This window comes from Labedella phragmitis (assembly GCF_004078635.1).
In the GTDB taxonomy this organism is placed as follows: Bacteria; Actinomycetota; Actinomycetes; order Actinomycetales; family Microbacteriaceae; genus Labedella; species Labedella phragmitis.
On record NZ_RZNB01000002.1, the window covers coordinates 514,895 to 528,002 of the forward strand.

Here is a 13,108-nt window from a genome sequence, read left to right on the forward strand (position 1 = left end):
CTCCCGGCGGGCACGGATTGCACGGTCGGGAGGGCGTCGTCGTCCGCCTAGCATGACGGTATGAGCCGACCGCCCATCCTCTTCGTGCACGGCATCCGTACGTCGGCGTCGATGTGGCGGGGGCAGCTCGAGGCCGCACGATCGGCGGGTTTGATCGCCGAGGCCGTCGACCTCCCGGGCCACGGCACGAGGATCGGCTCGTCGTTCACGATCGAGGCCGCGATCGAGGTGATCGACGAGGCCGTCGCGGCGCTCGGCGGGCGCGTCGTCCTGGTCGGACTCTCATTGGGCGGCTATGTCGGGATCGCCTATGCCGCACGACGGCCCGATACCGTTGCCCTCCTCGTCGCGTCCTCGTGCTTCACGCTGCCCCGTGGCGCCGGACTCCTCGGTTATCGGGTGCTCGCCCGCGCGATCCACCGGCTGCCGGACCGGGGCCGGTGGCTCAATGACACGATGGCTCGGCTGGCCGTCGGCTCGGATGCGGCCGCGGACATCGGGAGCGGCGGAGTCGCGCTCGACGTCATGGACGAGACCCTCACCGCCATCGGTCGGACACGGCCGCTCGAGGATCTGTCCGCCTATCCCGGCCCGGTGTGGTTCGTGACGGGAGCGCTCGACCACTTCCGGCTCGACGAGCGACGATTCCGCGCGGCGCGTCCGGAGGCGCCCGTGGTCGTCGTCCCACGGGCGAGTCACCTCGTCTCGCTCGTCGCGCCGGAGCCGTTCGCGCGGATCGTGCGGGACGCCGCTGCAGCGGCTCCGGATCTCGACCCGGAGCCGGACGTCGCCGATTGACCCGCATCCGCCGATCGCCGACGCGCGGGTGGAGATTTCCCCTGCGACCCGCTAACTGGTATCGTTTCCTGTTGGCTTGCGTGTGGGTTTTTCCACACGAATCGCCGGACGCGACCCTCTCTCGCAACCGGCATCTCCTCAATCAATCGACGAAAGCGTACGTACACGTGGCAAACATCAAGTCGCAGATCAAGCGAATCGGCACCAACAAGAAGGCTCAGGAGCGCAACAAGGCGGTCAAGAGCGAGCTCAAGACGGCCATCCGCGCGACGCGCACGGCCATCACGGCCGGCGACAAGGAGAAGGCTGTCGCATCGCTCAAGGTCGCGGGCCGCAAGCTCGACAAGGCCGTGAGCAAGGGCGTCATCCACAAGAACCAGGCCGCGAACCGCAAGGCGGCCATCGCGAGCAAGGTCGCCGCGCTCTGACCCTCAGGTCTCCGTGAGGGAGCGCTCCGCTCCTCTCGACACGAATGCCCCGTCCTCCGACGGGGCATTCGTCGTTTTCCGACGGGGCATTCGTCGTTTTCCGGGGTGCTCGCCGGCTCGCTGAGGTGATGGGACGAAGCGGCTTGTCGCGATCAGTGCGGGTGTCGTCACCAGGGGTCTGGCGTCGCCACGAGGGTTCCACGCGATGCGACGGTCGCGACCATGCGTTCGAGCGCGAAGACGGGGTCGCGGCCTGCGCCCTTGACGTTCGCGTCCGCTTCGGCGATCGCCCGGATGACCACGCCGAGTCCCTCGTCGGTCCACCCGGAGAGGTCCCGGCGCGCGCGGTCGATCTGCCACGGAGCGAGACCCAGGGACGAAGCCGAGGATCCACGGGATGCACTCACCTTGGCCATCGTGCGCACCTTCATGGCGAAGGCCGCGACCATCGGGACCGGGTCCGCCCCGGAGTCGAGGGCATGCCGCAGCGCGACGAGAGCCTCGCCCGCCCGCCCGGCTATCGCCGCGTCGGCGACCGTGAAGGCCGACGTCTCGACCCGACCCGCGTAGTAGCGCGTGACCGTGTCCTCCGTGATGTCGCCTTCGATGTCGGCGATGAGCTGCTGACACGCGGCGGCGAGCTCCGCGACGTCGTCCGAGAACGCGGCGACGACCTGACGGAGCGCGCCGGGGGCGATCCGCCGACCGGCCACGCGGAACTCGCGCGACGCGAAGTCCATCTTCTCGGCGTCCTTCTTGAGATCCGCGCACACGACCTCGACGGCGACTCCGGAGGCTGCTCTCACCGCATCGAGCAGCTTCTTGCCGCGTACTCCGCCGCCGTGCCGGAGGAGCACCGTCGCGCCGTCCGCCGGTTGAGCGAGGTAGGCGACGGCGTCCTCGATGAAGGCGTCCGTGCACTTCTCGACGTTCGAGACGCGCACGAGGCGGGGTTCGCCGAAGAGCGAGGGACTCGCGAGGGAGATCAGTTCGCCCGATGTGTACGCGTCCGCCTCCACGTCCGAGATCTCGAGACTCGGGTCCTCCGCGCGGAGGAAGTCGCGGTACCCCGAGACGGCTCGCGACGCCAGGAACTCCTGCGCGCCGGAGATGAGGACGACGGGAGCCGGTCGTACGTCGTGCCACACGAGCTGCGGGATCGCGACCTTCGCAGGAGACCGTGATGCACCGGCCTTCGACCCCGCTGCCTTCGACCCTCGACGTTCCGCCACTCGACCTCCTCAGCCGACCCCAGTCTAAAGCGGACCGCCGACGGCATCCGCCGGGGACGATGCACTGGCCGCGCTCACCCGGGCTCGAGAGGGCCGCTGGACCAGGTCGCGAGCGCATTGCCCCGCACGGCGACGAGTGTCGTGCCGTCCCGATCGGATCGCGCGACCGCCGTGCCCTCCTTCCTGAGCAGGTCGAGGGCCGTGACGGTCGGGTGACCGTAGTCGTTCTCGCGCCCGCACGAGACGAGCGCGAGACGAGCCCCGATGTGTTCGTAGAGCGCCGGGTACTGATCCGCCGAGCCGTGGTGGGCGAACTTCACGACGGCGTACCCGGTGCCGACGTGCCCGTCAGCGAGGAGCGCGAGCTCGGAGTCCTTGCCGAGGTCACCGAGGAAGATCGCATCGAGCGCTCCTCGGAACTCGATGACGACACTGCCGTCGTTGCCGGTGTAGCGGGGACGATCCGGCGGAGGCCACAAGGCGCGCCACGGGACGTCGCCCAGGACGCCCTGATCGCCCGCCGTGGTCTCGACGAGGCTCGCCCCTCCCGCCTCGAGTCTCCGGAGGAGCGCGGCGTCGGCGGCCTCCACGACGGGTTGGTGCAGGACCTCCGTCGTGCGACCGGTCACCGCTGCGACGCCTCCCACGTGGTCGAGATCGAAGTGACTGAGGACGAGGAGATCCACGTGGGCGATACCGAGATCCCTGAGACAATCGTCGAGCATCTCAGGGTCGGGGCCCGTGTCGACGAGAGCCGTGCTGCCCCCGCTGCGGACGAGCACGGCGTCGCCCTGGCCGACGTCGCACATCGCGATGGCCCAGTCCCCGGGGCGCGACCACACCTCACCCGATCGTGCACCCGACAGACCGACGCCGGACACGACCGCGGCGGAGACGAGGAGGACGACGGCCGCGCGACGGACTCGGACCGCGCGAGCGCCGACTCCGACGGCGACGGTCGTGAGAACGGCGAGCCACACGGCGGCGCCAGCAAGACCGGACGGCCAGGGCACCGTGCCGACCGGCGCCGTCGCCGCAGCCGTCGCGACTCCGGCGATCCACTGCGCCGGTAACCACGCGAGCATCGCGAGGCCGGCCGCGAGGGACGGTGCGATCGGGACGAGGAGACACGAGAGCATGCCGAGCACGGTCGCGACAGGAGCGGCCGGAGCCGCGAGCATGTTCGCCGGTACGCCCAGCAGGGGGACCGCGGGGTCGAGCAGGACGATGATCGGCTGACATGCGAGCTGAGCCGCGATCGGGAGCGCCAGGGCGAGGGCCAGGGGCGCGGGCAGCACGCGTTCGAGCGCGCGCGCGAGCGGGCCGGACAACAGCAGGAGTCCCGCGGTCGCCGCCGCGGACAACGCGAACCCGAATGATCGGCACAACCAGGGGTCCGTCATGAGGACGAGCACGACGGCGAGCCCGAGCACCGGCACACCGGCCGATGGCCGACCGGCCGCGATGCTCACGAGAACGATCGCGGCCATCACGGCCGCGCGGACGACGCTCGGTTCCGGCGTCACGAGCGCGACGAAGCCGGAGAGGGCCAGCAGCGCCGCCGCCACGCGGAGCCAGCGGGGAGCGCCGATGAGACCGAGGAGAGCGAAAACGGCACCGACCACGAGCGCGCAGTTCGCGCCCGACACGGCCGTGAGGTGGCTGAGGGACGCCGACGTCATGCGGTCGTCCAGGGCATCGTCGACGAGCGAGGTGTCGCCGACCGCGAGACCGGGAAGGAGCGCTCCCCCGTCGCCGGGAAGATCACGAGCGAGTTCCGCGAAGCCCGAACGGAGGACGCTCGCCGGGTCGAGATCATGGCCTGCCGACTCGACCGCCGGTTCACCGATAGCACGCAGGACGAAGGACTCACGATCACCCGCACGGCCGTCGTCGACGCGAGCGGACAGCGTGAGGACCTGAGCGTCTCCGACGGCCCGATCCGGCTGCGTCATGAAGAGCACGGCGGGCGCACGGAGACCGTCGATGCTTCCTCCGTCGTTGCGGACGGCCGTCACGTCGACGTCGACGACCACGAGGTTCGAGGGAGAGTCGAGCGGCCTCGGCGTCGCTGCGAGCTCGACCCGGACGTCGATGGTGCGACCCGACGCCACGGCCGCCTCGAGCGCGACAGGACGTCTGTCGGATGACGAGACCGATACCGAGAGGCAGACGGCGAACGCGACGGCCATGGAGACGGCGGCGGTCGCGATGGCCTCGATGAGTCTCGGGCGTCGAGTCGTTCCGCGGCCGACCGCGAGGAGCACGCCGACGACGAGCCCCGCCGTGAGCACCCCGAGTCCGATGGGTGCCATCGTGGGAAGGTCGCGCGCCTGGGTGCAGGCGAACGCAGTGACCCACGCCGCGACGGCCGGCGCGACGAGCCTCAGATCGGTCACGTCGTCACGAGCCCGTCGAGACCCGCGAGGATCGCGTCTCCGATCCCCGGGACGTCGAGCAGCTCGTCGACGAGGCGGAAGGGGCCGTTGTCCGTGCGCCACGCGACGATGCGTTCGGCGAGAGCGGGCCCGATGCGCGGCAGGGATTCGAGTTGCTCGGTCGTCGCCGTGTTGAGGCTCAGCGGGGTGCCTGGCGCGACGGCCGCGGCGCCACCCCCGGTACCGGTCGGCGCGACGGCTCCACCGGGGTCGACCGGCGTTTGACCCTTCTCGAGGACCACGAGCTGTTCGCCGTCCGTCATCGTGCGCGCGAGGTTGACCGAGGCGGGGTTCGCGGCGTCCGAGAAGCCACCGGCCGCGGCGACGGCATCGACGACCCGCGCGTCCGACGGCACGGAGTACAGGCCCGGTTCGGCGACCGCCCCGAGCACGTGAACGTAGATGTCGGACGTTCCCGCTTCGACGGCCGCGTCGGTCGCGGAGGTCGAGAACCCGGTCGGCGGAGCATCGCCGAGCGGGATCGTCGCCGCTCCCGAGCTCGACGCCGAGCGGACGGCAGCACTCGCGGCGGCGATTCCCAGCACCGCGAGCACGAGGACCACGGCCGCGGCGGCGCCGATCCGCACCCGACGCGTCACCGGCCGGGAGCGACGCCGTCCACTGCGCTCGCGTGGCCGTGATGCCGACACGTCGGAGAGCGGCGACGCCCGCGCGGAGTGCTCTGTCGACGTCCGGCCGTCACTCTCGTCTGGAGCACGGTCAAAGGAGTCGGGGTCATGGAGGTCTGGCACCCCAAGACGCTAGGTCGTCGCTCTCGCGACGTGCGGCCGTGAACCGGCGGACGGAGGTTCCCGAGTATCCACACGTCAGCCGTGTACGAGTGGTCGATGCCGCCGTCCCCCGAGAGAGGACGGCGGCATCGGCTCACCGCTTGGTGACGAAGTTGACGAGCTTCGGCGACCGGACGACGACCGTCGCGATCTCCTTGTCGCCGACCGCCTTCACGACGGAGGCTGACGCGCGAGCGAGCGATTCGAGCGACGCGTCGTCGATGTTCGGCGCCACCTCGAGGCGGTCTCGCACCTTGCCGTCGACCTGGACGACGGCCGTGACGCTCTCCTCGCGCAGCAGCGTCCGGTCGGCCTTCCGCCACTGCACGAGGGCGACGGTCGGCTCGTAACCCAGGGCCTCCCACATGTCCTCCGCCGTGTACGGCGCGAAGAGGTTGAGGGCGACTGCCGTGACCTCGGCGGCCTCGCGGACGGCGGGGTCGGCGGGGCCGGCTCCGGAGTCGATGACCTTCCGGGTGGCGTTGACCAGTTCCATGAGCCGGGCGACGACGACGTTGAACTTGAACGACTCGACGAGGCCCGGCGCATCCGCGAGGAAGCGGTGGGTGATCCGCCGCAGCTTCGCGTCGCCGTTCTTCCACACCACGTCCGGTGCGCTCGTGACGTCGTGGGCGACGCGCCAGGCGCGCGCGAGGAACTTCGCCGAGCCGGCCGGCGAGACGTCGGCCCAGTCGATGTCGTCCTCCGGCGGTCCGGCGAACGCCATCGTGAGGCGGATCGCGTCGACGCCATGCTCGTCGAGCTGGTCGCTCAGCTTCACGAGGTTGCCGCGCGACTTGCTCATGGCGGAGCCCGCCATGAGCACCATGCCCTGGTTGAGCAAGGCGCTGAACGGTTCCGTGAAGGACACGAGGCCCATGTCGAACAGGACCTTCGTCATGAAGCGCGCGTAGAGCAGGTGGAGGATCGCGTGCGTGACGCCGCCGATGTACTGGTCGACGGGTGCCCACTTCTCGGCCTGCTTCGGGTCGAACGCCTGCGTGTCGTCGCCGACGCTCAGGAAGCGCAGGAAGTACCACGAGCTGTCGACGAACGTGTCCATCGTGTCCGAGTCGCGCTTGGCCGGACCGCCGCATGACGGGCAGTCGACGTTGATCCAGTCCTCGGCCGCGCCGAGCGGGCTCGTGCCTTTCGGCTGCAGATCGAGCCCCTCGGCGGACGGCAGCTCCACGGGGAGCTGGTCCTCCGGCACGGGCACCTCGCCGCACGACGGGCAGTGGATGATCGGGATGGGCGTGCCCCAGTAGCGCTGGCGTGAGATGAGCCAGTCGCGCAAACGGTAGTTCTTCGCCGGAGCGCCGAGTCCCGACGAACGCAGCGCCTCGGTGATCTTCGTGATCGCGTTGTTCTTGCTCAGGCCGTTGAAGGGCCCCGAGTTGATGAGGCGACCTGGTCCGGTGAGCGCTTTGCCGTCGGCGAGGGGGTCGAGCTCCGGCAGGTCCTCGAGGTCCGCGCCCTCCGGGATGACGGGGATCATCCCCGTGACGGGCTGATTGACGTCGACGACGACGCGCACGGGCAGGTCGAAGCGACGCGCGAAGTCGAGGTCGCGCTGATCGTGTGCTGGAACGGCCATGATGGCGCCGTGCCCGTAGTCGGCGAGCACGTAGTCGGCCGCCCAGATCGGGAGCCGCTCCCCCGTCAGCGGGTTCACGGCGTACCGCTCGAGGAAGACGCCCGTCTTCTCCTTGTCGGTCGCGAGTCGCTCGATGTCGGACTGCGCCTTCACCTCGGCCAGATAGGCGTCGAAACGCTCTCTGAGCTCGTCGGAGCCCTCCGCGACGAGCTCCGCCGCGAGCGGCGCGTCCGGCGCGACGACCATGAAGGTCGCCCCGTAGAGCGTGTCGGGGCGCGTCGTGTAGATCGAGACGGGCTCGTCGCGTCCCTCGATCGCGAAGATCACGTCGGCGCCGCTCGAACGGCCGATCCAGTTGCGCTGCATCGTCAGGACCTTCGACGGCCACGTGCCCTCGAGCTGGTTGAGATCGTCGACCAATCGGTCGGCGTACTTCGTGATTCCGAAGAACCACTGCGTCAGGTCCTTCTTGACGACGAGGTTGTCGCAGCGCTCGCAGCGGCCGTCGATGACCTGCTCGTTCGCGAGCACGGTCTGGTCGTACGGGCACCAGTTGACGAGGCTCGCCTTGCGGTACGCGAGGCCGCGTTCGTGCAGCTTGAGGAACAGCCACTGGTTCCACTTGTAGTAGTCGGGGCTCGCCGTGACGAGCGTGCGGTCCCAATCGAACGACGCCGCGTAGCGGCGCATGCTCGACTTCTGCTGTTCGATGTTGTCGTACGTCCAGCCACGCGGGTCGAGTCCGCGCTTGATGGCTGCGTTCTCCGCCGGCAGGCCGAAGGCATCCCAGCCGATGGGGTGGAGGACGTTGAAGCCCTGCTGGCGCCAGTAACGGGCGATGACGTCGCCGAGGGCGTAGGCCTCCGCGTGGCCCATGTGCAGGTCGCCGGACGGGTACGGGAACATGTCGAGCACGTATTTCCGCGGACGCTTGTCGTCAGGATCGTCCGTCGCGAAGGGGCGGAGTTCCTCCCACACCGGAAGCCACTTGGCCTGGATGGCGGCGGGGTCGTACTTCAGCGTGGGCCGTGGAGAAGTGGCGTCGGTCACGTGACTCTCATTCGTTGCGGGGAGATCGGGCGAGGCGCGGGGAGAACCGCACACACCACCTCTCTACGTTACCGGGTCAGTGGGAGCGGTCGGTCAGTTCCACCGGGAGCCCGAGCGCCTCGAGGAGCGGGGCGGCCTTGAGCAAGGTCTCGGCGACCTCGTCATCGGGACGGGACAACGCCGTGATCCCTCCACCGGTGCCGATACGCGCCTGTCCGTCGGCGAAGACGATCGTACGGATGACCATCGCCAGGTCGAGTGCACCGTCAGCCCCGATCCAGCCGAACGCTCCGGAGTACACGCCGCGCGGTCCGTGTTCGAGGTCGTGCAGGATCGACATGGCCCTGTGCTTCGGAGCGCCCGTCATCGAGCCGGCCGGAAAGGCCGATCCGACGAGGTCGAGCGAGTCCATCGCCGGATCGAGTTCCGCCTGTACCGTGCTCACGAGCTGATGCACGCTCGAGAACGACTCGACGGCGAAGAGCGCTGTCACGTCGACGGACCCCAGACGCGCGACACGACCGAGGTCGTTTCGCATGAGGTCGACGATCATGAGGTTCTCGGCGCGTTCCTTGTCGTCGGAGGCGAGTTCCTCGGCGAGATCCGCGTCGATCGCGGGATCCGGGTCGCGCCGCCTCGTGCCCTTGATGGGTCGGGTCACGATCGTCCCGGCCGCGTCGACGCGGAGGAACTGCTCCGGCGAACAGCTCGCGATCGTCACGCCTCCGCCCCGGACGAAGCCGCCGTAAGGCGCGGGATTGTCCTCGCGAAGACGGAGATACGTCTCGAGCGCGTCGCCGGGGGCCGAGATGCGGGCCTCGTTCGTGAGACAGATCTGGTACGCGTCCCCCCGAGCGATCGCGGCCTGGCTCGCGGCGATCGCGTCGAGGTACGACCGCCGATCGTGTCGCCAGGTCACCCGGGGGACTCCCGCCTCGCGGGTGACCGGAGGAGGTCCGACCGGGGCTCGCCGCGTCGCGAGGATCGACTCGACGGCGCCGGTCGCATGGTCGAAGGACCAGAGCCGGTCGCACTCGAGGAAGACCGCGTCCGGCAGGTCGCCCGGCGCTCGCGGTGCGCCGACGAGATCGGCGCCGTACTCGTACGAGAACCACCCGACCCATCCCCCGCGGAACGGGTGACGCCCTGGCCCCGTCTCCACCGACGGCAGCGACTCCCGGAGCACGGCGAGGAGGTCGGAACCGACGACCTCGCCGTCGAGAACGACGCGTCCGTCCGAGACCGTGAGGACACGGGATGCCGAGCCGAGGTAGCTCACACCCCTCGTGGCGCGGGGGCCGGCGTCGAGCCAGAAGACGTTCGACTCCGTCTCGATGAGCGAGCGGGCCTGCGCGGCGAAAGCCCGTGCGGCCGTCGCCGTCATGGTGCCCTCGGTAACGGCGAGACGCGGTCGAGGACCCCGGCAGACATCGTCGCGCGCGGGACGTCGAGGTCGGCGGGGACATCCGCGTGCGAGATGAGGACGACGGTACGCCCCGAGCTCGCGTCGAGGAGATCGCGCAGCAGACGGTCCGCGAGGTCGGACTCCACGCTCGCCGTCGGCTCGTCGAGCACGACGATCGGGAAGTCCCGGAGGAGAGCGCGGGCGAGCGCGATGCGACCGGCCTGGCCGCCCGAGACGAGGGCTCCCCGCTCCCCCACGCGGGCGTCGAGTCCGCCGCGCGAGGCCACCCAGTCGCGCAGTCCGACCCGGTCGAGGACGTCGAGGAGGAGGGCGTCGTCTGCGTCATCACGTGCGAAGAGGAGGTTCTGCCGGATCGACTCGTCGAAGAGGAACGGACGCTGCTCGACGAGTCCCACGACCCGTCGGACGGCGTCGGGATGGAGCGTGCGGACGTCGACTCCGCGCAGTCGGTACTCTCCGCAGTGGTCGAGGAATCGGACGAGTACGTGGGCGAGCGAGGTCTTCCCCGAGCCGCTCTCGCCGTCGATCCAGACCCGCTCCCCCTCCCGGAGAGACAGGTCGACGCGGGACAGTACCGGTGACTGGGCGCCCCAGCGTGCCGTCACGCCCACGAGTTCGAGCGCCGGTGCATCCGAGGCGATCGGCACACGATCGAGTCCCGATTCCTCGGGGACGTGGGATGGCCGTTCCGCCGGGGCGGTCGCCGCCACCCGATCCGCCGCGGCCGCGACCTGCCGCGAGACGCCGAGGGCCTGCGGGACCGTGGCGACGATCTCGAAGACCGCGAGAGGCACGAGGACGATGACGCCGAAAGCGGGACCGCCGATCCCCCCGGACGATGCCGCGGGGATCGACACGAGCAGAGCGAGCGCGACGGCGAGACCGCCGAACAGCGAGAGCGCCGCCGTCCCGATCGCCGTCCCGGCCGCGCGACGCACGACGGCGCGCGTGAGGACGTCGTCGGCCGCTCGGACGCGAGCGAGCGACCGGTCCGCCGTGCCGTAGGCGATGAGGACGTCGAGGGCGCGCATGTGCTCGACGACGGCGGAGACGAGCGAGGCCCGCAACGGCGCGATCGACCGTTCGGCCCTGGCGGCCACCACCGTCGACGCGACAGCGGTGATGACGACGAAGGCGACGAGACTCACGAGCAGTGTGAGAGCGGCGAGTGGGGAGATCGTCGCGACGAAGCCGACAGCGAGCACCGCGACTCCGAGCGAAGTCGCGAGAGGCTGCACCACGCGCAACGGATGATCCTGCAGGTCGTCGATGTCCGAGACCATCGTCGCGAGGGCGCTCCCCCGACTCGTGCGACCGAGCCCGTCCGGCGCGAGCGGCACGAGCCGCTCGAACACGTGCACGCGGACGCGCTCGAGCGAACGGAAGGCTGCGTCATGACTCAAGAGGCGCTCGAGGTAACGGAAGAAGGCGCGGCCGAGGGCGAAGGCCCTCACCCCGACGACCGCCATGCCGAGGAACATGACGGGAGGGCTCTCGGACGCGCGCACGATGAGCCAGGCGCTGCACGCGAGGAGAGCGACGGTGCTCGCGGCGGCCGCGAGTCCCGTGAGTACCCCTGGCGCCGAGGCCGCGGCGCCAGGTCGAGCCAGTCGGAGGACCTCGGCGCGCTCCTCGTCCAGGTTCCGGAGCCGGCTCATGCGAGCACGACCGTGGAGGACGGTGTGGTCGCGCCGTCGGAGACCGGAGGGACCGACAGCAGGACGTCCGCGGCCTCCGCGAAGGCCGTGCGGTGCGAGACGACGAAGACGGCACGACCGTCGTGGGCGAAGGCGCTGAGACCGTCGATGACCCGTCGCTCGGTCTCATGGTCGAGAGCCGAACTGGGTTCGTCGAGGACGAGGACCCGACGGTCGTCCTCGAGCGCGCGGTAGACGGCGCGCGCGATCGCGACACGCTGCGCCTGGCCGCCGGACAGACCCGCCCCTTCCTCACCGAGTCGGGTTTCCGGGTCGAGCGCGTCGAGAGCGGCGGTCCGCATCGCTCGAGCGACGCGCTCGGGGTCCGCTTCATCCACGCCCAGCGCGACGTTGTCCGCGATCGACCCGGGGAAGAGCGTCGCCGATTGCCCGCTCCACGCGAGAGCGTCGCGACGAGCCTCGACGTCCGTCCGGTCGGTCGCTCCGGCGCTGACCTGGCCCGAGAACGGAACGAACCCGAGCGCTGCGGCGACGAGACTCGACTTGCCGGAGCCGCTCGGCCCTCGCATGACGGTGAGCGCACCCGGGCGGACATCCGCCGTGAACGAGTCGATCACGGTGCGTCCGTCGTACGCGATGCTCACCTCGCGGAACCGCAGCGCCGACGGCAGTCCGGAACCGCCGACTTCCGGCTGCCCGAGGGCACGAGCCTCGGGGGCCACGGCCGTAGGGGCGGCGTCGAGGATCTCGAAGACGCGCTCGGCGGCCTCGACCCCCTCGGCGGCGGCGTGGTAGTTGACGCCCACCTGACGCAGCGGCAGGAAGACCTCGGGGGCGAGCAGGAGGATGAACAGTCCGGGCACGAGGTCGATCTCCCCGGCCACGAGGCGGAGACCGATCGTGAGCGCGACGAGAGCGACCGAGAGGCTCGCCGCGAGTTCGAGGGCGAAGCTCGACAGGAACGACACCCGGAGGACCGCCATGGTGCGTTGGCGGAACCGCCGCGTGATGAGCCGGAGCCGCTCCACCTGCCGGTGCTGCCGGCCGTACGCCTTGAGCGTCGCGAGGCCCCCGATCATGTCGTCGAACGACGTCGACAGCGCGGTGAGCTCGCTCCATTGACGCTTCTGCGCCGCCTGGGTCGCCCAGCCGATGAGGATCATGAACACGGGGATGAGCGGCAGGCAGACACCGAGGATGACGGCCGAGAGGACGTCTTGCGTGAACACGGCGAGCAGCAGCGCCGGCGTGACGATCGCCGTCAGCAGCAGCTGGGGCAGGTATCGAGCGAAGTAGCCGTCGAGGGCGTCGATTCCCCGACCGACCACGACGGCGATCTCCGCGGAACGCTGGCCGCCGAGCCACCCCGGTCCGAGTACGGTCACCGTGGCGAGCACGCGGTCGCGCAGTTGCGACTTCACGCGTGCTGCTCCTCGCGCGGCGATCGTGTCCTGCGCGAGTGCGAGCAGTGCGCGAGCGGCCACCACGAGACCGAGCACCGTGAGGGTGGGAGCGAGGTCGGTGAGCCCGCGCCCGGCGATCGCGGCGGTGACGGCTTGAGTGACGAGCCAGGCGAAGGCGATGATGCCCGCCGCTTGGGCCACGGCGACGACGCCGCCGAAGACGAGGAACACCCGTGCCGCGGATGCGTACCGCACGAGGCGGGGGTCGAGGGGGCGCACGATTGTAA

9 protein-coding genes are annotated in these 13,108 nt (G+C 70.4%); 2 read left to right on the plus strand and 7 right to left on the minus strand.

Annotation, left to right across the window (positions count from 1 at the left end; genetic code table 11):
- The first annotated feature begins 60 nt into the window (after positions 1 to 60).
- A complete protein-coding gene (locus ELQ90_RS07140; RefSeq protein ID WP_128494569.1) occupies positions 61 to 798 on the plus strand; it encodes an alpha/beta fold hydrolase in 738 nt (245 codons plus the stop codon).
- Positions 799 to 965: 167 nt separating this feature from the next.
- A complete protein-coding gene (gene rpsT / locus ELQ90_RS07145; RefSeq protein ID WP_128494570.1) occupies positions 966 to 1,226 on the plus strand; it encodes a 30S ribosomal protein S20 in 261 nt (86 codons plus the stop codon).
- A 167-nt stretch (positions 1,227 to 1,393) separates the two neighbouring features.
- Here rpsT and holA read toward each other — a convergent pair whose 3' ends face one another.
- The 7 genes from holA to cydD all read right to left on the minus strand — a co-directional run bounded on the left by holA (position 1,394) and on the right by cydD (position 13,100).
- A complete protein-coding gene (gene holA, locus ELQ90_RS07150; RefSeq protein WP_243696050.1) occupies positions 1,394 to 2,458 on the minus strand; it encodes a DNA polymerase III subunit delta in 1,065 nt (354 codons plus the stop codon).
- A 74-nt stretch (positions 2,459 to 2,532) separates the two neighbouring features.
- Positions 2,533 to 4,857, minus strand: coding sequence for a ComEC/Rec2 family competence protein (locus tag ELQ90_RS07155; RefSeq protein WP_128494571.1), 2,325 nt, complete (start codon positions 4,855 to 4,857; stop codon positions 2,533 to 2,535).
- Positions 4,854 to 5,648 carry a ComEA family DNA-binding protein gene (locus tag ELQ90_RS07160; protein ID WP_243696051.1) on the minus strand — a complete coding sequence of 265 codons (795 nt, stop codon included), beginning with the start codon at positions 5,646 to 5,648 and terminating at the stop codon, positions 4,854 to 4,856. The genes ELQ90_RS07155 and ELQ90_RS07160 overlap by 4 nt, the downstream gene beginning before the upstream one ends.
- Before the next feature lie 133 nt (positions 5,649 to 5,781).
- On the minus strand, positions 5,782 to 8,334 hold the full coding sequence (gene leuS / locus ELQ90_RS07165; protein ID WP_128494572.1) for a leucine--tRNA ligase: 2,553 nt from the start codon (positions 8,332 to 8,334) through the stop codon (positions 5,782 to 5,784).
- Between the two features lie 76 nt (positions 8,335 to 8,410).
- Positions 8,411 to 9,718 (minus strand): aminodeoxychorismate synthase component I, encoded by a 1,308-nt coding sequence (pabB, locus tag ELQ90_RS07170; protein WP_128494573.1) that lies wholly within the window; start codon positions 9,716 to 9,718, stop codon positions 8,411 to 8,413.
- Positions 9,715 to 11,418: a thiol reductant ABC exporter subunit CydC gene (gene cydC, locus ELQ90_RS07175; protein WP_128494574.1), complete on the minus strand. Its 1,704-nt coding sequence runs from the start codon at positions 11,416 to 11,418 to the stop codon at positions 9,715 to 9,717. Before cydC ends, pabB begins: the two co-directional genes overlap by 4 nt.
- The gene (cydD, locus tag ELQ90_RS07180; protein WP_128494575.1) at positions 11,415 to 13,100 is read right to left on the minus strand and encodes a thiol reductant ABC exporter subunit CydD; all 1,686 of its coding nucleotides are present in this window, start codon (positions 13,098 to 13,100) and stop codon (positions 11,415 to 11,417) included. Before cydD ends, cydC begins: the two co-directional genes overlap by 4 nt.
- Positions 13,101 to 13,108 lie beyond the last annotated feature (8 nt).

Coding starts and splice junctions, on each gene's coding strand:
- cydC (WP_128494574.1), bottom strand. CDS start 11,418: ATGAGCCGGCTCCGGAACCTGGACGAGGAGCGCGCCGAGGTCCTCCGA.
- pabB (WP_128494573.1), bottom strand. CDS start 9,718: ATGACGGCGACGGCCGCACGGGCTTTCGCCGCGCAGGCCCGCTCGCTC.
- ELQ90_RS07140 (WP_128494569.1), top strand. CDS start 61: ATGAGCCGACCGCCCATCCTCTTCGTGCACGGCATCCGTACGTCGGCG.